Origin of the sequence: Streptomyces luteoverticillatus, assembly GCF_003970715.1 — a bacterium.
Lineage (GTDB): Bacteria > Actinomycetota > Actinomycetes > Streptomycetales > Streptomycetaceae > Streptomyces > Streptomyces abikoensis.
This window is the reverse complement of sequence record NZ_CP034587.1, coordinates 1,834,993-1,856,640: the sequence shown is the minus strand read 5'-3', so window position 1 is coordinate 1,856,640 and position 21,648 is coordinate 1,834,993. Positions and strand designations below refer to the sequence as shown.

The following is a 21,648-nucleotide window of genomic DNA, read 5'->3' as shown; positions in this document are numbered from 1 at the left end:
GGTGGGATTGAAGGTCTGCACCAATTGGGCTGTCACTAATTGCACGGTCTGGACCATCGATGTCTATTGACACTCCTCTAACAGGGCACAAGAATCAGCCAACTGTCGGGCCTTCACATCCGCACGCACGCGTCATCGTCGGCGACGCCCCGGGTGAAGGACCGGCCAATAGCCGGCAAAGGCTGGTCAATCAGGGGGGAACAACAATGAAAAACAAGCGGGGGAGAGCACGGCTTTCCCGGGTCCCGCTCGTCCTGTCCGTCATCGCCGCCCTGCTGGGCGGTTTCGCTCTGTCGACGGGGGCCGAGGCCGCGATAGGCGGCGGCGGTGGCGGGAAGCCCCGCCCCTCCTACGGGCTCAAGGGGGTCGACAAAGCCTCGCTCTCCGGGTCCAGCACCAACGACCTCAAGGCGTGGGTCGCCGCCCGGCTCGCGAACGACCGCAAGCGCCGCGCCCACACGCTCACCATCACCCCGGCCAAGGCCCCGGCGACGACGACCGTCAAGGCGGCGTCCTTCCAGACCCTCGCCGCCGCGGCCGGCCCCTCGGCCCTCGTCCTCTACGACAACACCGGGCCCTACGGCTACCTCGGTGAGCTCTACGCGATGGCGATCGCCAACCTCTCGGGCCACTTCGGCACCGTCACCTCCAAGCCCGTCTCCGCGTACACGGCGGGCATGGTGGAGCAGTACTCCGCCACCGTCTACGTCGGCTCGACGTACTACGGCGGGACGATCCCCGACGCCATCCCGGCCGCCTTCTACCAGGACGCGCTGAAGACCAGTAAGCCCATCGACTGGATCGGCGACAACATCTGGAACATGGCCAACGCCGTGGGCATCGAGACCTTCAAGCAGAAGTACGGCTGGGACCCCACCAACTCGTACTTCGACAACGGCGGCGGCGTCGGCAACATCACCCAGGTCGCGTACAAGAACCAGACGCTGACCCGGAAGATTCCCACGGGCTACGACGGCGGTGTGCTCCACCCGGCCATCTCCGGGGGCACCTACCCGCAGGTCACCACCCTCGCCACGGCCACGGACGCCAACACCGGGGCCACCAGCCCCTGGGCGATCCGCACGGGCAACCTCACCTACGTCGGGGAGATCCCCTTCACCTACGTCTCCGAGTCGGACCGTGTGATCGTCTTCGAGGACCTCCTCTTCGACGCCCTCGCCCCGGCCACCACCGAGCGCCACCGCGCGTTCGTGCGGCTGGAGGACATCAGCCCCAAGTCCGACCCGACGGAGCTGCGGGCGATGGCCGACTACCTGGCCTCGCAGAACATCCCCTATGGGATCAACGTCATCCCCGTCTACACCGACCCCAAGGGCGTCTACAACAACGGCAAGGCCGAGACGATCAGCCTCGCCCAGGCCCCGCAGGTCGTCTCCGCGCTGAAGTACATGCTCCAGCACGGCGCCGTCCTGATGAACCACGGCTACACCCACCAGTACAGCAACGTCAACAACCCCTACACCGGCGTCACGGGCGACGACTTCGAGTTCTTCCGCGCCCATGTCGACGCCAGCGACAACGTCATCTACGACGGGCCGCCCGCCGAGGACAACGCCGTCTGGGCCCAGAGCCGGGTCACCTCGGCCCTCGCCGCCTTCACCGCCGCGGGCTTCCCCAAGCCCACCCTCTGGACGACCCCGCACTACGCCGCCTCGGCCACCGACTACAAGGTCTTCGGACAGAACTACACGGCACGGCTGGAGCGTTCGCTGTACTTCGCCGGAACACTCAGCGGCGGAACGGTGAACCCCACCCGATACATCGGCCAGTTCTTCCCGTACTCGGTCAAGGACGTCTACGGTACGACCGTGCTCCCCGAGAACATCGGGAACTATGAGCCCGTGCCCTACAACAACCACCCGGCACGGCTCCCCGCCGACCTGATCGCCTCCGCCAAGGCCAATCTGGCGGTCCGCGACGGAGTGGCCAGCTTCTTCTACCACCCCTACTACGCCGTGGACCCGCTGAAGCAGACGATCGACGGCATCAAGGCCCTGGGCTACACCTTCGTCGGCCCGACGGCTCTCGCTCAGTGAACACGCGCTCAGTGAACAGGAGCACTTCCTAAGTGAACGTGATGAGGAGGACGGCCGCCACCCTGGCGACGGTGGCCGTCCTCCTCGTCGCCGGATGCTCGTCGTCCGGCGGCGAGGACGACCCCACCCCCGGCCCGTCCGCGAGCGACCGGAACGGCCGGCCCGACGACAGGAAGGTGAGCGGGTTGCGGGGCATGACGCTCCCCTCGTGGAACACCGACGACTACTCCCGCCCCCAGGCGGAAACGTATCTTCGGCAGATCGCCGCCACCGGCACCCGGTGGGTGACCTTCACCCCCACCTGGTACCAGGACCGCGTCACGGACTCGGCCATGCGCACCACGGGCGAGACGGCGAGCGACGACAGCCTGCGGCACATCATCCGGCTCGCGCACGACGCCGGGCTGAAGACCATGGTCAAGCCTCATGTCGACCTGACCAAGGGCGGCGACCGCGCCGAGATCAAGCCCAAGGACCGGGACGCCTGGTTCACGGCGTACGGACGCTTCATCACCCACTACGCCCAACTGGCCGCCGACAACGGTGTCGAGCAGTTCTCGGTCGGCACCGAGCTCGCGGGCACCTCGCGGGACGGCGAGCGCTGGGGGCGGACCATCGCCGCGATCCGCGAGCACTACAAGGGCCCGCTGACGTACGCCGCCAACTACGACGAGTACCAGAAGATCCCTTTCTGGAAGGACCTCGACGTCATCGGCATCGACGCCTACTGGCCGCTGGCCGACAAGGCCACCACCGACGCGGCCCGGCTGAGGTCGGCATGGCGGCCCATCGTGGACGAGCTCGCCGCGTTCTCGGACCGGCAGCACCGGAAGATCCTCTTCACCGAGGCGGGCTACGTCAGCCAGCGCGGCACGACCACGGCCCCGTACTCCTGGACCGTCAGCAAGCGCGACGGCGAGGCCGAGCAGGCGGCCGCCTACGAGGCCCTGTTGGCCGCCTTCGACGGCAAGCCCTGGTGGGCGGGGGTGTGCTGGTGGATGTGGGACGACTGGCCGGACAGCGGCGAGACCGCGAAACGGCTGGCGTACACGCCGCACGGAAAGCCGGCGGAGAAGGTCCTGAAGAAGTGGTGGGGCGAGCGATAACAGCGGGGGTCCGGGGGCGCGGCCCCCGGAAAATCTATGTGTCGCACTCGAGTTCCGTCCGGCACAACCCGCACCGCGCCCGCACGTGCCCCCGCACCGGCACCCGGATCCGCTGACAGCACGTGGGGCAGTCGAAGACGACCTTCGAGGGCTCCGTGCCCTCGAAGGCGTACCCCGCCTCCGCCGAGGCGGCCCGGGCGCGCCGGTCCCGCGCGTACCGGTGACGTCCCAGCCGCCCCGCCGCCGCCAGCGGCGGCCGCCGTTCGTCGCGCCGGGCCCGCTCGCGCCCCCGGGTGTACGCCTCGTACGCCTGCGGGCTGGTGAACCACGGCGACGGGTCCTCGCCGAAGACCAGCGCCCGTTTGGCCAGCACGTACCCGAACTCCTCCGGCGTGAGGTACCCGAGCTTCTGCGTGGCGGCCGAGGACTCGCGGTACGCGTCCAGCAGCAGCCACCCCGCCCCCAGGTACGCGGCGACGGTGTCGGTGAGGATCTCGTTGTCCCGGGTGCCGGGGAACTCGAGGCCGAGCCGGTGCAGATAGACGTGCGTGACCTCGTGGGAGAGGGCGGCGCCGATGTCCCTGCGGTGCTCCTTGAAGCGGGAGTTGAGCTCGATGAAGTACTCGGGCCCGGCCGCCAGCTCGACGCTCCCGGCGTGCCGCATGTCGCGGAAGCTGACGATCATCCGGGCGTCCGGCAGCCGCAGGTGCCGCACCATCTCGCGGGCCACCCGCTGCACGCCGAGGTACGGGTCCTCGTCGTCGGCGAAGGCCACGTCCACCGGGAGGACGCTGGCGGCGAAGGCGTGGACGCCGTCGTAGGAGAGCCGCCGGTAGAGCGCCGTGATCGCCGAGCGTACGGTCTCGGCGTGCGGGAATCCGTGCTGGATCGCGATGCCGTCCGAGCCCACGCGTGACCACCCCCTGAGGTTGGCGCTGCCCTTCCACTGTAGGGGCGGAACCGGGGCCTCGACTGTCCGAAAAGGCGGCTAGGTCGCAGCCGTCCCCCGGCCCGATAATCGCAACGCGCATTGTCATGAGCCCAACAAGGCTGGGTAGGGCCGTCCGGACCCGACGGGCCCGGCACCCCACCGCCCCCCGGCCCGCTCATCCGCGCGATGCGCACAACCTCCCACGAAAGGAAGAGCGTTGCGCAACCACCTCAAGGCGCTCAGGAGATGCACGGCCGCCGGCGCGGTCGCCCTCGCCGCGCTCAGCCTCCAGCCCGGCACCGCCCAGGCGGCGGACCCCGGCCCCGGTGTCGTCGGCGGCGTCCGCGCCGCGCAGGGCGAGTTCCCGTGGATGGTCCGGCTGTCCATGGGCTGCGGCGGTGCCCTCTACACCCGCCAGATCGTCCTCACCGCGGCGCACTGCGTCAGCGGCAGCGGCGCCAACACCTCCATCACCGCCACCGCGGGCGTCGTCGACCTGCAGTCCTCCCAGGCCGTCAAGGTCAAGTCCACCCAGGTCCTCCAGGCCCCCGGCTACAACGGCAAGGGCAAGGACTGGGCGCTGATCAAACTCGCCAGGCCCCTCGACCTGCCCACCCTCAAGATCGCCGGCACCACCGCCTACAACCAGGGCACCTTCACCGTCGCCGGCTGGGGCGCCGACCGCGAGGGCGGCAGCCAGCAGCGCTTCCTGCTCAAGGCCGACGTGCCCTACGTCGACGACGGCACCTGCCAGGGCGCCTACGGCGACAGCCTCACCCCCGGCGAGGAGATCTGCGCCGGCTTCATGGACACCGGTGGCGTGGACACCTGCCAGGGCGACTCCGGCGGCCCCATGTTCCGCAAGGACGACGGCGGCGCCTGGATCCAGGTCGGCATCGTCAGCTGGGGCAACGGCTGCGCCCGCCCCGGCTACCCCGGCGTCTACACCGAGGTGAGCACCTTCGCCCCGGACATCGCCTCCGCCGCCGCGAGCCTCGGCGGCTGAGCCGGTACCCGAACCGGTGACCGGACCCGCCCGGCCCGCACCGCGCGCCCGGCCGTACCACGCGCACCGCGCCCCGACCGTCCCACCCGGCCGGAACCGCGTGGTCCTCACCCGTACGCGCGGCCGTCCGCACCCGGACGGACCAGCGCCGGCGCGGGTTCCGGCAGCCGCCCCCGAGCCCGCCGAGCCGCACTTCGGGATGACACCGGAGGGTCCCCGTCATCCTTTCGGCCGAGACGAGAATGGTCGGACAGTCGACGTGTGGGGCGGATAAACGTCCGTAACGTAGGGACACGGCCGCCGGGACCGGCGGCCGGCCGAGCCGCCCGCCATGGAAAGGCACCCCGTGTCCGTCAAGTCCCGCCTCGCCGCCGCCACCGTCCTCGCCGCCGCCGTCGCGGCCGTGGCGTACCCGGCGGCGACCGCCGTCGCGGCGGACCGGGACGGCGACGTCATCGTCGTGGGCAAGCCCGCCGACGCCGCCCCCGCCGTGGCACCCGTACCCGCGCCCCCGGCCGCCGGCACGCCCGGCCGCGCCGACCACGACACCCGCCCGGGCCGCCCCGGCGCCACCGTCCGCCAGGTGCTCCTCCCCGACGGCAGCCGGGCCCGGCTGACCTCCGGCGACGGACCCGCCAGCGTCACCGTCACCCACGGCGGACAGCGCCACACCATCGACGCGAGCCGCCCCTCGGCCGAGCTCGACCGGATCCACCTGCGGATCATCGGCGCCGACACCACCCACCCCACCCTGCGCGCCCAACTGGAGGGCAGCCGGCTGCCCACCTACTACGACTTCGCCTCCGGCTCCCTTCGCCACACCCTCGACGGCACCGACCTCGACCGCCTCGCCGCCACCGGCGACACGATCAAGGACTACCGCAAGGCCCCCGCCGCCGGGCACACCACCCACGCCGCCCACCCCGGCGACACCCGGGCCAAGAGCTCCCAGTCCTCCCACTCCACCCACGACGTCCACGTCAAGGACCGGGGACACGCCAAGCCGCCCCACGACACCTCCGGCAACCCCGTCAAGCGCGTCGTCGAGGCCGGCCAGGTCATCAAGGCCAGCCACGACGCCGGAGAGGTCGGCACCCCCGTGATCGTCGGCGGCATCGCCCTGCTGGCCGCCGGCGGCGCCTACGGCGTCCGCGTCGCGCTGCGCCGCAACGGCCGCAGCGCCGACTGACCGGCCCTTCGGGAGGGGCACCGGCCGGGCGGACCGGGGGCGCTGCGGTTGCGGCGCCCCCGTACCCCCGGTGACATGGAGGGACCCGGCAGCGCGGCCACGGCTCCCCGAGCGACACCCCACTACGGCGACCCCACCGCGGCGACCGCGCCATGGCTTTTCCATGGCTCCTGCCGAGGCTTCCGAGGAGCGAGGGCACAGTATGTCGACCAGCGTGGTCATCGCGGACGACCAGGAGATGGTCCGCACCGGGTTCCGGATGATCCTGGAGAGCCAGCCCGACATCGAGGTCGTCGCCGATGTCGTCGACGGCGAGGCCGCCCTGGCCGCCGTCGACGAGCACGACCCCGACGTCCTCCTCCTCGACATCCGCATGCCCAAGATCGACGGACTGGAGGTCACCCGCCGGCTGTCCGCCCGCACAGCCGGGCACCCCGACCGCGCACAGCGCCCCCGCATCGTCATCGTCACCACCTTCGACCTCGACGAATACGTCCACACCGCGCTGCGCAACGGCGCCTCCGGCTTCCTGCTGAAGGACGCCAGCCCCGCCATGCTCGTCGAGGCCGTCCACGCCGCCGCCGTGGGCGACTCCCTGATCTCCCCGGCGATCACCGTCCGGCTGCTGCGCGACATGGCCCCCGGCGGCACGGGCGCGCCCCCCGCCGCCCGGCGGCCCTCCGAACCCCTCACCGACCGCGAGGCCGACGTCGTGCGCTGCCTCGCCCGCGGCGCCACCAACGCCGAGATCGCCGCCGAACTGTTCGTCTCCCTGTCCACGGTCAAGACCCACCTGGCCAACGTGCAGCTCAAGCTCGACGCCAGGAACCGCGTCGAGATCGCCGCCTGGGCCTGGGAGAGCGGGCTGGCCACGGGCGGCACATGAGCAGATGGGCCGGATGGGCCGTCCGGTACCCCCGGCGGGCCACAGTCGCCAAGGCCGCCCTGGGGACGGTCCTGCTCGGCCTCGTCGCCTTCGAGGGCAGCAGGCTGGCCAGCCAGCCGAGCACCCCGCATGCCGTCGTCCTCGCCTCCGGTGTCCTCGTCTGCCTCTGCGCCGTCCCCTACGGCTGGATCCCGCTGACCGTCCGCGCGAGCGTCGCGGTCACCGTCTCCCTGACCGCCTCAGCCGTCCTGATGATCGGCCGGCACCCCCGGATCGTGTGGGGCATGGGCGAGGACGTCGCCCTGCTCGTGCTGCTCACCGTCGTCGTCAGCCGCGCCACCGGCCGCGCCGCGGGCGTCCTCGGGCCGCTGCTCGCCGTCGCGATCGTCGCCGCGCCCATGCGCGACCTCAACCCCCAGTGGTTCACCGCGATCTTCTCCCTGCTGCTGGTGGTCGTCGGCACCTACTCCCTGCTGCTGCGCGGCCACGCCCGCCAGCGCGTCCGCGACCTGGCCGCCGTCCGCACCGCCGAACGGCTCGAACTCGCCCGTGAACTCCACGACCTCGTCGCCCACCACGTCACGGGCATCGCGGTGCAGGCCCAGGCCGCCCGCTTCACGGCCCTGGAGGGCCCCGCGGCGGCCGGCGCCTTCCAGCGCATCGAGACGTCGGCGAGCGAGGCGCTGGGCGCCATGCGCCGCCTGGTCGGCGTGCTGCGCGAGGGGGAGGCCGAGACCGAGCCCGTCGCCGGGCTGCCCGAGGTCCGCGCCCTGACCGAGGACTTCGCCCGGACGGGCCCGCCCGTCGCCCTGTACATCGAGCGGGGCATGGAGACCTGGATCCCGGCCGAGGTCGCGGCGGGCGTCCACCGCGTCGTCCGCGAGTCCCTCACCAACATCCGCAAGCACGCCGCCGACGCCACGGCCGTACGGATCGGGGTGCGCGGCGTCCCCTCGGGCGTCGAGCTGCGCATCGCGGACGACGGCGGGCGGGGCGCGCAGCTGCCGGAGAAGGCCCGGGGCGGCGGCTTCGGTCTCGTCGGGCTGGCCGAGCGCGCCAAGGCGATGGGCGGCTCGCTGCGGGCCGGGCCGGCGCCGGAGGGCGGCTGGCAGGTGACGGCGCTGTTCCCGGTGGACCGGGCGGCCCGGGCCGGGCAGGTGTGACGGTCCCTCGTCGGTGCGGTGGTGGCGTGGGCGTGTTCGCCGGGCGCTCAATCCGCCGACGGCGCAAAGCCTTGGGGCGGCCGGGGGCGCGTGCCTAGCGTGACCGTATGACGGCGATGACGATCGAAACCTCTCAAGTGACCCCCGATATCTGGATGATGACGTTCACCGCGGGCCAGGCCTACGCGGTGCGCCTGCCGGGCGCGGAGGGCTGGGCGCTGGTGGACACGGGGCTGCCGGGGCACGCGGAGCGCGTGCTGGACGAGCTGGCGAAGCTGGGCGCCCGCCCGGAGGACGTCCGGGACATCGTGCTGACCCACTCCCACCTGGACCACATGGGCTCGGCGGCCGAGCTGGCCGAGGCGACGGGGGCGAGGGTGCTGGCGGGCGCGGGGGACGCGGCCGTGATCCGGGGCGAGGTGCCGGAGCCGCCGCCGGTGCTGGAAGAGTGGGAGATCCCGCTGTTCGAGTCCGTGCAGGGGGGCCTCGCGGGCGTGCCGGCGCCGCGGCCGTGCCGGGTGGACCTGGAGCTGGGGGAGGGGGACGTCCTGGACTGGGGCGAGGAGGTCCGGGTCGTGCCGGTGCCGGGTCACACGGAAGGCAGCACGGCCCTGCATCTGACGCGCTCCGGGGTGCTGTTCACGGGTGACACCATCGCCAACGTCGGCCAGCTGATGCTGGGCGTCTTCAACGTCGACCGGCCCCGTGCCATCGCCTCCTTCCACCGTCAGTCGGCGCTGGGAGTTCAAACGGCCTGTTTCGGCCATGGCACGCCGATCGTGGGCGGGGCGGGGGAGGCCCTGAAGGCCGTGGCCGACAGTCTGACCGCATGAGGAAGCGGGGGCGCCACCGGCGCCCCCGCTCGTCACCCGTTCGTGGGTCAGATCTTCCAGACCTGGTCGGACCAGGCCGGGTTGCAGTCGTACTGAGCGGCCGGCGAGCCGTTCTCGCTGTCCCGGGAGAAGACGACCAGGCACCGCTTGCTGTAGGTGTTGCGGATCTGGTAGCCGCCGCTCGCGACCGGCACGAGGTCCCACACCTGGTCGGACCAGGCGGAGTTGCAGTCGTGCTGGGCGGCCGGCGAGCCGTTGTCCTGGCCGTTGGCGTAGACGACGAGGCAGCGCTTGCTGAGGGAGTTGCGGATCTGGTAGCCGCCGGTCGCGACGGACTCCAGCTCCCACACCTGGTCGCCGTAGGCCGGGTTGCAGTCGTACTGCGTGGCCGGAGCGCCGTTGTCCGGCGTCCGCCAGGACACCACCAGGCAGCGCTTGCTGAAGTCGTTCATCAGGGACGCCGTCTTCAGCCGGGCCTGCCGGACCCACGGGCCGAGGTCGTCCACGCGGGTCTCGGTGACGCCCTTGCGGGTCTCGGTGGAGCCGAGGCAGCCGGTCTGCCAGGAGGCGGTGCTGATGGCCGTCAGCTCGGCGCGGCCGTCCTTCTCCCGGAACGCCGGGCCGCCGCTGTCGCCCTTGCAGACGCTCGCGTCGGCCGGGGCCTTGGCGGCGAGGCCGATCGTGGTGCCCTGGACCGACGCGACGGTGAAGGCGGCCGAGTGGAGCCGGGAGGGCACCCACTCGTCCTTCGTCCGGCCGTAACCGGTGACGCGCAGCGCCTCGCCCTGGGCGGGCGCGGTCGCGCCGATGGCGATCGGGGCGACGTCGGTGACGGGCTCGGCCAGCTTGGCCAGGACGACGTCGCGGTCGTCCCGGGTGAGCAGCTCGGTGACCGCCACCGTGCGGCCCTTGTCGGTGCCGAGGTCGGTACGGCCGACCGTCACCGTGGTCTTGAGCTTGGGCGCCCCGGCGGCGGGCTTGGTGGTGCCGTCGGCGAAGCAGCCCGCCGCGGTCATCACCCAGCGCTGGTCCACCAGCGCGCCCGAGCAGCTCCGCTTGCCGTCGCCGATGTCCACCTTCGCGGTGAACGCGTAGGCGCCGTCGGCGACCGGGTCGCCGACGACGGCGTGCGCCGGCGCGGAGGTGAGCAGGCCGGCCGCGAGGGCGGCGGGAAGGAGAGCCGTGAGCCACGCGGCGCGCGGACGTCTGCCAGACATCATCTCGAGGTCCTTAGTGGGCGAAGTGCGGGAGAAGCTGGCACGGTCCGGACGGCCGGGACGATGATCCCAGAAGTGGATCAAGCTCGGCTAGACGGCGGAAACAAGTGATATGGCGCATTCCTTATCTTCGGGACGGCCTCGGGACGGCCTCGGGACGGCCTCGGGACGACCCCGGGACGACCTCGGGGCGTCTCAGGACGGCACCACCCCCTGCTGCCCGTAGCAGAGGCAGAAGGGATGCCCGGCCGGGTCGGCGAACACCACGAACCCGCGCTCCCGCCCGCCGCTGTCGTGCAGGAACGTCGCACCGAGCGCGACGACCTCCCGCTGGGCGCGCTCCACGTCCGCGCGGGTGTCGACGTCGAAGTCCAGGTGCATCTGCTGCGGATGCGCGGGGTCCGGCCACCGGGGCGGGACGTACTCGCCCTCCACCCGCTGGAAGGCGATCCGCTGCCGCGTGGCCGGATCGGTCAGCCACACCCAGCCGGGGTCGCTGTCGTCGGCGTCCACCCGCCAGCCGAGTACGGCGGAGTAGAAGCGCGCCAGGGCGAGCGGATCGGGACAGTCGACGACGACACACTGCAGTTTCGCGATCATGACGTCATGATGCCGCGCCGCCCGCGGAATTCCGCATCGTCTTTTCGACAGTCCAATTAGTCCAAGACGGCAACAGGCTTTGTCCATGGTCACCTTCGCCCCTGCCGTCACACAGTGACGGCGTGACAGAAGAAGCCACCGGCCCCAGCCGTCGCGCCGTCGTCGCCACCGCGGCCCTCGCGGGCATCGGCCTGAGGCCCGCCCGCGCGGCGGCGCGGGAGGCCGGTGAAGCCCTCCTGCGCTCCGAGACCCTGGACGTACGCGTCGACACGGCCTTCCCCCGGATCGTCTCCTACACCGACCGCGCCACCGGTGCCGTCCTCCACGGCCAGGAGGACCCCGTCGCCTCCCTGCTCGTCGACGAGACCGAGCACAGGCCGGACGTCACCGTGTCCCTCGCCGCCGACCGCGCCACCTACATCCTCACCCTTCCCGCCGGCACCCGCGTCGACGTCGAGATCCACGTCCACGGCTCCCGCGTCGACTGGCGCGTCACCCGGATCGCCGAGGCCCCCGGACTCCCCGTCGGCACCCTGCGAATCCCCGGCCTCGCCTTCCTCTCCGTCCGCAGCACCCAGCCCGGCGCGGAACTCCTCGCCGCCCGCCTCCAGCTGGACGCCGCCAAGAGCGGCGACACCCACATCCGCCCCACCCCCACCACACCGCCCGACGCCACACCCACCGGCTGCGCCTACGCCGTCGTCGCCACCGGCGAACTCGGCGGCGGCATCGAGACGAACACCGTCCACGACCGGCCCGACGCCGCCACCGCCTGGGAGAACGGCCGCTTCCGCCGACAGGTCCTCGCCCGCGACGGCTACACCAAGGCCCAGCTGACCTGCGGCCAGTGGACCCACCGCGCCGCCGGCGCCCCCGGCCACGACACCGAGCCCCTGCCGTACGTCCACGTCGTCGTCACCCGCGACCGCAACGGCGACGGGCGCGCCGACTGGCAGGACGCGGCCATCGCCACGCGCGACATCATGACCGAGCCGCTCGGCGCCGACGAGCAGCACCTGCGCGTCGTCCCCCACATCCCCTTCAACTTCGCCAGCCAGGCCACCAACCCGTTCCTCGCCGTCCTCGACAGCGTCAAGCGGATCCACCTCGCCACCGACGGGCTGCGGCAGTTCACCCTCCTGAAGGGTTACCAGTCCGAGGGCCACGACTCCGCCCACCCCGACTACGGTGGCAACTACAACACCCGAGCCGGCGGTCTCACCGACCTCAACACCCTGCTGCGCGCGGGAAAGCGCTGGAACAGCGACTTCGCCGTCCACGTCAACACCACCGAGTCCTACCCCGTCGCCCACGCCTTCTCCGAGACGCTCGTCGACAGGAACGACCCCCAATGGGACTGGCTCGACCAGTCCTACCGCATCGACGCCCGCCGCGACCTGCTCTCCGGCGACATCGTCCGCCGCTTCCGCCGGCTGCGCGAGGAGACCGACCCGGCACTCGACACCCTCTACATCGACGTCTTCCGCGAATCCGGCTGGACCTCCGACCGCCTCCAGCGCGAACTGCGCGCCCAGGGCTGGCGGATCACCACCGAATGGGGACACGGACTCGAACGCTCCAGCCTCTGGTCCCACTGGGCCACCGAGACCGACTACGGACCCGACACCTCACGCGGCGTCAACTCCCGGCTCATCCGCTTCATCCGCCACCACCAGAAGGACGTCTTCGCCGACAAATGGCCCCTCCTGGGCACCGCCCGGCTCGGCACCTTCGAAGGCTGGCAGGGCAAGGCCGACTGGACGGCCTTCCACCGCCTGATCTGGACCCACAACCTCCCCGCCAAATACCTCCAGGCACACCCGATCCTCACCTGGACCGACCACGAGATCACCTTCGCCGGCCCGGCCAGGACCTCCGTCTCGGACGCCGACGGCACCAGGACGATCACCACCGATGGACGCGTCGTCCTCCGCGGCGACACCTACCTCCTGCCCTGGGAACCCCGCCGCGCCACCGACCCCGGCAGGCTCTACCACTACAACCCGCACGGCGGCACCACCACCTGGACCCTGCCCCGCGCCTGGTCCGGGCTGCGCACCGTCGCCCTCCACCGCCTCACCGACCAGGGCCGCGCCGACACCCTCCGGCTGCCCGTAAGGGACGGCCGCGTCACCCTTCGGGCCGCCCCCGGCCGGCCCTACGTCCTGACCCGCCCGGACGAACGCCCGCGCCGCCGCGACCCCCGCTGGGGCGAGGGCACCCCGCTGCGCGACCCGTCCTTCACCTCCGGCACCCTCGACGCCTGGCAGGTCAGGGGCCCCGCCCGCGTCGAGCGCGGCGCCCTCGGCGACTGGGAACTGGTGATCGGCGCGGGGGAGGCGGCCACCGTCGGTCAGCGACTCGCCCGGCTGCGGCCCGGTACCTACGCGGCGTCCGCGCAGGTCGAGGTCGGCGCGGTCGCGGGGGAGCGGCGCCGGGCCGCGCTGAGCGTCCGCACGGCCGACGGGATCACCGCGGCGAACTGGACGGACACCTCCACGGCCGTCAACTTCGTGGCCGCCGACCGCAAGCACGGCACCCGCTTCCAGCGGATGTTCACCTGGTTCACCGTGCCGGAGGGCGGCGGGCCCGTGACCCTCGCCCTGACCGCCGGCCCCGGGCGGGCGCGGGTGCGGTTCGACGCCGTCCGCGTCGTGCCCGGCCGCAGGGCCGACGCCGAGGGCGCCCTCGTCCTCGAGGACTTCGAGAACGTACCCCAGGGCTGGGGCCCCTTCGTCAAGGGGGACGCGGGCGGGGCCACAGACCCGCGCACCCACATCGCCCAGCGGCACGCGCCTTACACCCAGCGCGGCTGGAACGGCAAGGCCGTCGACGACGTCATAGACGGCACCCAGTCGCTGAAGTCGCGCGGCGAGAACCCCGGGGTGGTCTACCGCACCGTCCCCCACACCGTGCGCTTCGCGCCGGGGCGCCGCCACCGGGTGTCCTTCCGCTACGAGAACGAGCGGGCGGGCCAGTACGCATGGGTGACGGCCGTCGACGAACCGGGAGCGCGCGAACTGGTCCGTACGCCCCTCCCCGTCGCCGTGCGACCGGCCACCTTCTCGTACGAGTTCACGGCACCGGATACGGGTGAGGCGTGGGTGGGACTGCGGAAAGTGGGGGACAACGGGACTGCTGAGTTCTGCCTGGACCGCTTCATCGTGCAGTTGGTAGGGCAATAAACCACCACGGGGTTCCGTCCCGTTGGCCACCGTCATCGGCCGGTGACCAGCGGGACGGACGCTCAGCCCCCGTCGTGGCCGGGCACTCCGCCCAGCCGGACCTCCGGCTCGCCCGGCCCCTCCAGCTCCAGCACCAGCACCTCGTTCGCCCCCTCGCGCAACACCGGCCCCGGAACGTACAGCGGACGACGCGGACCCCGGTCCCAGTAACGCCCCAGACAGAAACCGTTGACCCACACGAACCCCCGTACCCCGCCGGGCACCTCCAGCACCGCGTCCCCCGCCCCCACCACCCACAACGTCCCCCCGTACAGCCCCGGCCCCCCACCCGGCCCCGCCCGCCACGGCACCCGCGCCGACGCCCCGGGCTCCTCCAGCGCCGCCAGCCGCAGCCCCCGCGCCCGCACCCCGTGCACATACTGCCGCTCGTGCAGCAGCCCGCCCGTGATGCCCTTGGCCTCCCCGAGCCGCGGCCCGTAGTTCACCCGGCCCAGCGACTCCACCCACAGCTCCACCACGGCCGGCCCCGCGACCTCACCGATCAGCACCGGATCCGGGGTGCCCTCGACCACCGCCACCCGCGCCCCGTGCACGGTCACCACCGCGAGGTCGCGCAGCCCCAGCACCCACAACGGGGACGCCTTCCGGGGGCCCGGGATCTCGAAGCGGTACCGCACCAGCCCCCGGTCCACCCCCAGGTCCTCGAACACCGGCGGCAGGGCCGTCTCGCTCTCCGCGCCCCCCAGCGCGTCCACGACCCCGTCCAGCGGCGCCCACCGCTCCAGCCGCCTCACCACCGGAGCCCCCAGCACCGGCGGCGCGGGCGGCGGATCCGGCACCGGACCCGCCGCCCCGGCCGTCCCCTCGCGGAAGCCGGCCAGCACCTCACGGAACGCCCAGAACTTCGCCGTCGCCCGGCCGTACTCGTCCACCGGCGCGTCGTAGTCGTACGACGTCACCGTCGGCAGCAACGCACCCAGATGATCCTCACCGGCCCGGTTCGCCCCCGCCCAGCCACCGAAACTCGTCCCCCCGTGCGCCATGTAGAGGTTCACCGACGCCCCGCACTCCAGGACCTCCCGCAGCGCCCCCGCCGCGTCCTCCGCCCCCCGCACGGCCTCCTCCGCGCCCCAGTGCGTGAACCAGCCGCACCAGAACTCCATGCACATCAACGGACCACCCGGCCGGAACCGCCGCAGCACCCCGAACGCCTCACGCGCCCCCGCGCCGAAATTCACCGTCGCCGGCACGCCGGGCACCGAACCGCCCGACAGCATGTGCTCCTCCGGACCGTCCGACGTCACCAGCGGAACCGTCACCCCCAACGCCTTCCACCGTTGGACGAGCCACCGCAGATAAACCCGGTCGCTGCCGTACGACCCGTACTCGTTCTCCACCTGCAGCAGCACCACCGGACCACCCCGGTCCACCTGCCGCCCCACCACCTGCTCCGCCACCAGGGCCAGCCAGCCGTCCACCGCCCGCAGGAACCCCTCGTCCCGCGTCCGCACCCGTGACCCCAGCCCCCCGGTCACCCACGCCGGCAGCCCACCGTTCTCCCACTCCGCGCAGATGTACGGACCCGGCCGCACGATCGCGAACATCCCCGCCGCCGCCACCGCGTCCAGGAACCGCCCCAACGGCCCCATGTCCACCGGGCCGCCCTCGACCGGAGCATGCCAATTCCAGGGGACGTACGTCTCCACACACGTCAGCCCCATCGCCCGCAGCATCCCCAGCCGATGCGCCCACAGCCCCTCATGCACCCGGAAGTAATGCAGCGCCCCCGACAGCAGACGCACCGGCCGCCCGTCGAGCTCGAAATCCTCGTCCCCCACCACGAACCGCGGCACGAGCCCCGCCTCCCCACCCACCGCCCGGACAGCGCGAACGCCGACCATCCTCGCCCTCTGGCGGCGGCGAAGGCCATGGACAAAGATCAGCCCTGATTGGACACCCGGACACCCGGACACGCCATCCGGAGACCCGGGCACCCGACACCCGGACACCGACACCCGGCAGCCGCGGAGGGCGGACACGCGTGTACCACACCTGGATGCGCTACTTCACGCCCGGCCCCGTCCACCACCGGCTCGGCCTCGTCTGCCTCGGCGTCGGCCTCCAGCACGGCGCCCTCCCCACCGTCGGCCCCCGCACCCTCGACCACCACGTCGCCGTCGTCATCAGCGCCGGCACCGGCTGGTACCGCACCCCCGACCACCGCCTGACCACCGTCACCGCCCCCGCCCTCATCCAGCTCCTCCCCGGCGTCCCCCACCACTACGGCGCCGCCCCCGGACCCGGCTGGGACGAAAGCTTCGTCGACTTCACCGGCACCGCCGTCACCGCCTACACCGAACTCGGCTACATCGACCCCGACCGGCCCGTCCTCCCCCTCACCGACACCACCGCCGCCCGCGCCGCCATCACCCGCATCGCCCGCGCCGCCCGCCGCGGCAACCCCCACCTCGAAGTCGAGACCTCCGCCGCCGTCCACGAACTCCTCGTCGCCCTGCGCCGCTCCCGCGCCGACACCACCGGCGACACCGACCCCCTCCTCCACGCCCTCGCCCGCGACGCCTTCCTCCCCCTGACCGTCGCCCAGCACGCCGCCCGCCACGGCATGACCCCCGCCGAACTGCGCACCGCCGTCCGCCGCGGCGCCGGATGCAGCCCCAAGGACTACCTCCTCGGCATCCGCCTCGGCCGCGCCAAGGAACTCCTCGCCGCCACCGAGCTCCCCGTCGCCGCCGTCGCCCGCCGCGTCGGCTACACCGACCCCGCCTACTTCAGCCGCCTCTTCACCCGAAGGGTGGGCACCGCACCCGTCCGCTTCCGCGAACACCAGGGCCGAGCCATGCCGGGCGGCTGGAGCAGCACCGTCCCCGATCCGGAGCACCCACCGGTCATCGGACCACGCCCGTCCGCATAGGGTCGTCACCGTGGAGAAGAACAACAACGTCATCGACGAGTCCGTACGCGCCGAGCTGAGCCGGCTGCGCGACAGCATCGACAACATCGACGCGGCGGTGATCCACATGCTCGCCGAACGGTTCAAGTGCACCCAGCAGGTCGGTCACCTCAAGGCCGAGCACAAGATGCCGCCCGCCGACCCCTCCCGCGAGGCCCGCCAGATCGCCCGGCTGCGCGAGCTCGCCGAGAACGCCAAGCTCGACCCGGCCTTCGCCGAGAAGTTCCTGAACTTCATCATCGCCGAGGTCATCCGCCACCACGAGACCATCGCCCGCGCCTGACCACCCCCGGACCCGGCCGGGCCCGGCCCCGGGGACGACAAAAGACTCCCCGGGAACGACAAAAAGCTCCCGCGCCCCTACAGGGGCACGGGAGCCTTAAGGCCTATGGCTGGCTCCGCTGTCGTCAGCCGCGCGCTTCGCCCGCCGCGTCCGACGCCTTCGCCGTGCGCAGCTCGTCCAGGTAACGGTCGACGACGCCGCTCTGCCGGGCGTAGTCCGCCATCGGCTCGCCGACGATCCGGCCCGCCAGCTCCGTGGCCAGCGCGCCCACCTGCTCGCGCAGCTCGGCCTCGGCCACCGCGCGCTCGGCGTCGATCACCGCGTGACCCGCGGAGATGATCTCCTCGCGCTGACGCTGACCCTCGGCACGCAGCTCCGCGATGATCGCGTTGCCCTGCTCGAGGGACTCCTGGCGCAGCCGGGCGGCCTCGTGGCGGGCCTCCGCCAGCAGCTCCTGGTACTCGGCGTGGACCCGCGCCGCCTCGGCGCGCGTCTCCTCCGCCTCGTCCATCCGGCCCTCGGTGGCCTGCTCGCGCTCGACGAGGACCTTGTTGATCCGGGGAAGGATCGCCTTCGCCATCACGGCGAAGACGAGGAAGAACAGCACCAGGCCCAGAACGAGCGGGGCGAGGTCGGGCTTCAGGGGCCCTACGTCGAGAGCGAAAGTCATGGCCATGGTGTGCACATTACCTTGCGGCGCCGCCCCGTCCCGCCCCCGACCCCGCCGAACCCCGCCCGAGGGCCCCCGGCCGGCCCCGCCCCCCACACCCCAACTCGGCCCCGCCACAAGGCCCGGCCACCCAATACCCACCATCGGGCGAAACCTCCCGCACCCCGGGTCACGGCACGTGCACAGCCGGTAGCTTGGCCGGTCGGTGCTGCCCGTGCCCGTTTGAAACTCGTGGAAGGCCACTCGCCCCGATGACCACCCCCCAGACCCCCGCATCCGCCCCGGACCAACCCCTGGACCTCGTGGGCATCGGCATCGGCCCCTTCAACCTCTCCCTCGCCGCCCTCGCCCAGCCCCTTTCCGACCTCCGCGTCGCCTTCTACGACCAGAACCCCGCCTTCCACTGGCACCCCGGCCTGCTCATCGACGGCACCACCCTCCAGGTCCCCTACCTCGCGGACCTCGTCACCCTCGCCGACCCCACCAGCCCCTGGTCATTCCTGAACTACCTCAGGACCCGAGAGCGCCTCTACCCCTTCTACTTCTCCGAGCGCCAGCACATCCACCGCGCCGAATACGACGCCTACTGCCGCTGGGTCAGCCAGAACCTCCCCGGCCTCCACTTCAACCACCACATCGACGCCGTCCGCTGGAACCCCGAACGCGTCCTCTTCGAGATCGACTACACCCAGCTCGACCCCGAAGGCGAAGCCGACGCCCTCGGCCGCGCCTACACCCGCAACCTCGTCCTCGGCGTCGGCACCGCCCCCTACATCCCCGAACCCCTGCGCCCCCTCGCCGAAGCCCCCAACGTCCCCGTCACCCACTCCGCCGACTACCTCGACCACCGCGACAAGATCCTCGACGCCGAACACATCACCGTGATCGGCTCCGGCCAGTCCGGCGCGGAGATCTTCCTCGACCTCCTCCGCAGCCGCCCCGTCGGCCGCGAACGCCTCCACTGGCTCGCCCGCACCCCGGCCTTCGCGCCCATGGAGTACAGCAAGCTCGGCCTGGAGCACTTCACCCCCGACTACACCCACTACTTCCGCGCCCTGCCCGAACCCGTCCGCGACCAGGTCCTGCCCCAGCAATGGCAGCTCCACCAGGGCATCGACCGCCACACCATCGCCGACATCCAGGACGAGCTCTACCGCCGCAGCCTCCACGGCGGCTGGCCCGACGCCGTCCTCACCCCCGGAGTCTTCGTCCGCACCGCCGGCCGCGTCGGCACCACCCGCGTCGAACTCCACCTCGAACACACCCAGCAGGGCAGCCGCTCCCGCCTCACCACCGACGCCGTCGTCCTCGCCACCGGCTACCGCGAACGCCGCGTCGACACCCTCCTCGCCGCCCTCGACCCCTACATCCGCCGCGACTCCAACGGCCGCGCCCGCGTCGACGAACACCACCGGCTCGTCCTCGACCCCTCCGTCAAGGGCGCCATCCACGTCCAGAACGCCGAAACCCACACCCACGGCGTCGGCGCCCCCGACCTCGGACTCGCCGCCTGGCGCAGCGCCGTCATCCTCAACGCCCTCATCGGCCGCACGGCATACCCCCTGCCCCACCGCACGGCCTTCACCACCTTCGGCCTGGAGCCGCGGACCCAGCCACGGCCCCAGCACGCCGTCGGCGGCACCGGCTCAGGCGGCACCGCTTCAGGCGGCACCGGCTCAGGCGGTACCGGTTCAGAAAATCGGCACACCATCCCGCGTCAGCTTCCAGTCCACTGACGCGAACGCCCCCACATCAATGGAACCCTTGGCCTTCACCCAGCCGATGATCGTGTTACGGATCTCCTCGGAATTCGCCCACAGCTGCTTCGACCGCGCGACATGCGGGAAATTCCCGCCACCACTCGCCCGGTAATTGTTCACCGCCAGCACGAACTCCGCCGCGTCGTCGAGGGGCTTCCCCCGGAACGAAAGATTCACGATCCGCGAACCCGGCTCCTTCGCGATGTCGATCTCATAGGAGAGACCGCTCACCACGTCATAGTTGTAATCCGGAATCGACTCGGCGTTCGTCAGCTTCGCCGGGTCGACCGGAGCGCCGGGAGCCGTCCGCACGTAATAGTGCGCCGAGAATTCCAGATATGCCCGCAGCTGCGCACCGGTCAGCAGCCGCGCCTCCAGCGTGTTCTCGAACGGATACAGCCCCGCCACCTCGCGAATCGTCACCTTCCCCGCCGGAACCGACGCCGTCCGCGAGAAACACGACGCCTGCGACAGAACGGGGAGCGAGGCATAGGCCGTGCCGGCCAGAGCCGTCTTCACCGTCTCCGCCTGCACATGATTGATGAAATCGATGATCGGCGTGTCCTTGTACGCCGCCTCCGCCGCACTCATCACCGCCGACGACGTACCGATCACCTGATTCACATACGTCACGACCTTCCGGTGCTCCTTGACCAGCATCCCGGTGATCCGGCGGTCCTCCGCCACGGTGTTGGAATTCAGCACCTTCGCCGCGACGGACTCCACCTGCCAGCGGCCCCGCTCCCACACCAGACCGAAGTCGAACAACGTCAACCGCTGCCCCCACTTCAGCGGCTCCGAAAGCACCACCTGCTTACCGGACTCCTTGTTCGTCACCCGGTACTCGGGAATCTCCGTATGCGCATGCCCCACCAGAATCGCGTCGATACCCGGCACCCGCTCCGCCACCAGCGCAGCGGCGTTCTCCACATACGGCAACTGATCGCCGTACGACGACGTACCACTCGAACCCGAATGCGCCGCCACGATCACCACATCGGCACCCATGGACCGCAGCTTCGGCACCCACTTCGCCGCCTGCTCCTCCAGCCCCGGGAACACCATCTTCCCCTGCACATTCGCCTTGTCCCAGATCGCGATCCCCGGATTGGTCAGACCCAGAATCGCCACCCGCACATCACGACCGTGCGGAGTACACACCCGCTTGATCACATACGGACGGAACGCCGGCCGCAGCGACTTGGCATCCAGCGCGTTCGCCGCCAGCAGCGGAAAATCACACTGCTCCTCGAACTTCCGCAGCGTCGGAATGCCGTAATTGAACTCATGGTTGCCGACCGCCGCCGCGTCGTACCCGATCGCGTTCATCGCCCGCGCCATCGGATGCACCGGGCCACCCGCACCCGTGATCGGATCCACCTTCGCATAGTAGTACGAAAGCTGGGTGCCCTGAATCGTGTCACCCGCGTCGATCAGCAGAGTGTTCCGCCGGCCCTTCTCGGCCCGCACCTGCCCCACCAGCGTCGAAATCTTGGCAAGACCGACGTCATTGTGCGTCTTGTCGTCGAACTCGGCATCGGTGAAGTAATCCCAGTTGAAGACATTGCCGTGGAGGTCGGTCGTCCCCATCACGGTCAACGCGTACCGCTTCTTCCGGCGAGCACCCCCGCCCCCGGCGAGCCCCTCCGCCTCGGCCGGCGCGGCCCCCACGGCCCCCGCCAACGCCACACCGGCGCCCGTCACGGCCGTACGCTCCAGGAAATTCCTACGGTTGAGCGGCATATGTTCTGTTCTCCCCATTCATATCCAGAACCAACGCGCGTAGATTCT

General features: G+C 71.7%; 17 protein-coding genes. 11 read left to right on the top strand and 6 right to left on the bottom strand.

The genetic code is table 11. The annotated features are described in order from the left end of the window. Window positions 1–206: 206 nt before the first annotated feature. Window positions 207–2,057 (top strand): DUF2334 domain-containing protein, encoded by a 1,851-nt coding sequence (locus EKH77_RS07795; RefSeq protein ID WP_126913680.1) that lies wholly within the window; start codon window positions 207–209, stop codon window positions 2,055–2,057. 41 nt (window positions 2,058–2,098) lie between these two features. Then, window positions 2,099–3,163 carry a glycoside hydrolase family 113 gene (locus EKH77_RS07790; protein ID WP_240667709.1) on the top strand — a complete coding sequence of 355 codons (1,065 nt, stop codon included), beginning with the start codon at window positions 2,099–2,101 and terminating at the stop codon, window positions 3,161–3,163. 34 nt (window positions 3,164–3,197) lie between these two features. Here the strand turns inward: EKH77_RS07790 and EKH77_RS07785 are convergent, their stop codons facing one another. Beyond that, window positions 3,198–4,073: a hypothetical protein gene (locus EKH77_RS07785; RefSeq protein WP_126913678.1), complete on the bottom strand. Its 876-nt coding sequence runs from the start codon at window positions 4,071–4,073 to the stop codon at window positions 3,198–3,200. Window positions 4,074–4,311: 238 nt separating this feature from the next. On the opposite strand from EKH77_RS07785, the gene EKH77_RS07780 reads away from it, so the two are divergent. The 5 genes from EKH77_RS07780 (at window position 4,312) to EKH77_RS07765 (ending at window position 9,171) form a co-directional block, all read left to right on the top strand. Next, window positions 4,312–5,100 (top strand): S1 family peptidase, encoded by a 789-nt coding sequence (locus EKH77_RS07780; protein ID WP_126913677.1) that lies wholly within the window; start codon window positions 4,312–4,314, stop codon window positions 5,098–5,100. A 346-nt stretch (window positions 5,101–5,446) separates the two neighbouring features. After that, the gene (locus EKH77_RS32950) at window positions 5,447–6,289 is read left to right on the top strand and encodes a hypothetical protein (RefSeq protein WP_164737761.1); all 843 of its coding nucleotides are present in this window, start codon (window positions 5,447–5,449) and stop codon (window positions 6,287–6,289) included. Between the two features lie 202 nt (window positions 6,290–6,491). After that, entirely contained in the window at window positions 6,492–7,175 is a 684-nt protein-coding gene (locus EKH77_RS07775; protein ID WP_126913676.1) for a response regulator, read from the top strand. Then, complete coding sequence (locus EKH77_RS07770) at window positions 7,172–8,338, top strand: sensor histidine kinase (RefSeq protein WP_126913675.1); 1,167 nt, start codon at window positions 7,172–7,174, stop codon at window positions 8,336–8,338. Before EKH77_RS07775 ends, EKH77_RS07770 begins: the two co-directional genes overlap by 4 nt. Before the next feature lie 107 nt (window positions 8,339–8,445). Further along, window positions 8,446–9,171, top strand: coding sequence for an MBL fold metallo-hydrolase (locus EKH77_RS07765; RefSeq protein WP_240667260.1), 726 nt, complete (start codon window positions 8,446–8,448; stop codon window positions 9,169–9,171). Between the two features lie 47 nt (window positions 9,172–9,218). Here EKH77_RS07765 and EKH77_RS07760 read toward each other — a convergent pair whose 3' ends face one another. Together EKH77_RS07760 and EKH77_RS07755 are read right to left on the bottom strand one after the other, a co-directional pair. After that, on the bottom strand, window positions 9,219–10,391 hold the full coding sequence (locus EKH77_RS07760) for an RICIN domain-containing protein (RefSeq protein WP_126913674.1): 1,173 nt from the start codon (window positions 10,389–10,391) through the stop codon (window positions 9,219–9,221). 192 nt (window positions 10,392–10,583) lie between these two features. Beyond that, entirely contained in the window at window positions 10,584–10,988 is a 405-nt protein-coding gene (locus tag EKH77_RS07755) for a VOC family protein (RefSeq protein ID WP_126913673.1), read from the bottom strand. 122 nt (window positions 10,989–11,110) lie between these two features. Here EKH77_RS07755 and EKH77_RS07750 point away from each other — a divergent pair, with 122 nt between their 5' ends. Further along, window positions 11,111–14,173, top strand: coding sequence for an endo-alpha-N-acetylgalactosaminidase family protein (locus EKH77_RS07750; protein WP_126913672.1), 3,063 nt, complete (start codon window positions 11,111–11,113; stop codon window positions 14,171–14,173). Window positions 14,174–14,235: 62 nt separating this feature from the next. Here the strand turns inward: EKH77_RS07750 and EKH77_RS07745 are convergent, their stop codons facing one another. Then, window positions 14,236–16,026: a glycoside hydrolase family 35 protein gene (locus EKH77_RS07745; protein ID WP_126913671.1), complete on the bottom strand. Its 1,791-nt coding sequence runs from the start codon at window positions 16,024–16,026 to the stop codon at window positions 14,236–14,238. Between the two features lie 188 nt (window positions 16,027–16,214). On the opposite strand from EKH77_RS07745, the gene EKH77_RS07740 reads away from it, so the two are divergent. Next, window positions 16,215–17,105, top strand: a complete 891-nt coding sequence (locus EKH77_RS07740) for a helix-turn-helix domain-containing protein (RefSeq protein ID WP_126913670.1) — start codon at window positions 16,215–16,217, stop codon at window positions 17,103–17,105. Between the two features lie 10 nt (window positions 17,106–17,115). Then, on the top strand, window positions 17,116–17,427 hold the full coding sequence (locus tag EKH77_RS07735) for a chorismate mutase (RefSeq protein ID WP_126913669.1): 312 nt from the start codon (window positions 17,116–17,118) through the stop codon (window positions 17,425–17,427). 124 nt (window positions 17,428–17,551) lie between these two features. Here the strand turns inward: EKH77_RS07735 and EKH77_RS07730 are convergent, their stop codons facing one another. Further along, on the bottom strand, window positions 17,552–18,103 hold the full coding sequence (locus EKH77_RS07730) for a F0F1 ATP synthase subunit B (protein ID WP_126913668.1): 552 nt from the start codon (window positions 18,101–18,103) through the stop codon (window positions 17,552–17,554). 245 nt (window positions 18,104–18,348) lie between these two features. Here EKH77_RS07730 and EKH77_RS07725 point away from each other — a divergent pair, with 245 nt between their 5' ends. After that, window positions 18,349–19,833: a lysine N(6)-hydroxylase/L-ornithine N(5)-oxygenase family protein gene (locus EKH77_RS07725; protein ID WP_126913667.1), complete on the top strand. Its 1,485-nt coding sequence runs from the start codon at window positions 18,349–18,351 to the stop codon at window positions 19,831–19,833. Here the strand turns inward: EKH77_RS07725 and EKH77_RS07720 are convergent. Then, a complete protein-coding gene (locus EKH77_RS07720) occupies window positions 19,789–21,600 on the bottom strand; it encodes a bifunctional metallophosphatase/5'-nucleotidase (RefSeq protein WP_126913666.1) in 1,812 nt (603 codons plus the stop codon). The two genes, EKH77_RS07725 and EKH77_RS07720, sit on opposite strands and share 45 nt — an antisense overlap. Window positions 21,601–21,648 lie beyond the last annotated feature (48 nt).

Bases quoted from the DNA above. Each gene is read 5' to 3' on its own strand.
- EKH77_RS07730 (WP_126913668.1), bottom strand. From the start codon at position 18,103: ATGGCCATGACTTTCGCTCTCGACGTAGGGCCCCTGAAGCCCGACCTC.
- EKH77_RS07760 (WP_126913674.1), bottom strand. From the start codon at position 10,391: ATGATGTCTGGCAGACGTCCGCGCGCCGCGTGGCTCACGGCTCTCCTT.
- EKH77_RS07755 (WP_126913673.1), bottom strand. From the start codon at position 10,988: ATGATCGCGAAACTGCAGTGTGTCGTCGTCGACTGTCCCGATCCGCTC.
- EKH77_RS07725 (WP_126913667.1), top strand. From the start codon at position 18,349: ATGACCACCCCCCAGACCCCCGCATCCGCCCCGGACCAACCCCTGGAC.
- EKH77_RS07775 (WP_126913676.1), top strand. From the start codon at position 6,492: ATGTCGACCAGCGTGGTCATCGCGGACGACCAGGAGATGGTCCGCACC.
- EKH77_RS07770 (WP_126913675.1), top strand. From the start codon at position 7,172: ATGAGCAGATGGGCCGGATGGGCCGTCCGGTACCCCCGGCGGGCCACA.
- EKH77_RS07765 (WP_240667260.1), top strand. From the start codon at position 8,446: ATGACGGCGATGACGATCGAAACCTCTCAAGTGACCCCCGATATCTGG.
- EKH77_RS07790 (WP_240667709.1), top strand. From the start codon at position 2,099: ATGAGGAGGACGGCCGCCACCCTGGCGACGGTGGCCGTCCTCCTCGTC.
- EKH77_RS07720 (WP_126913666.1), bottom strand. From the start codon at position 21,600: ATGCCGCTCAACCGTAGGAATTTCCTGGAGCGTACGGCCGTGACGGGC.
- EKH77_RS07795 (WP_126913680.1), top strand. From the start codon at position 207: ATGAAAAACAAGCGGGGGAGAGCACGGCTTTCCCGGGTCCCGCTCGTC.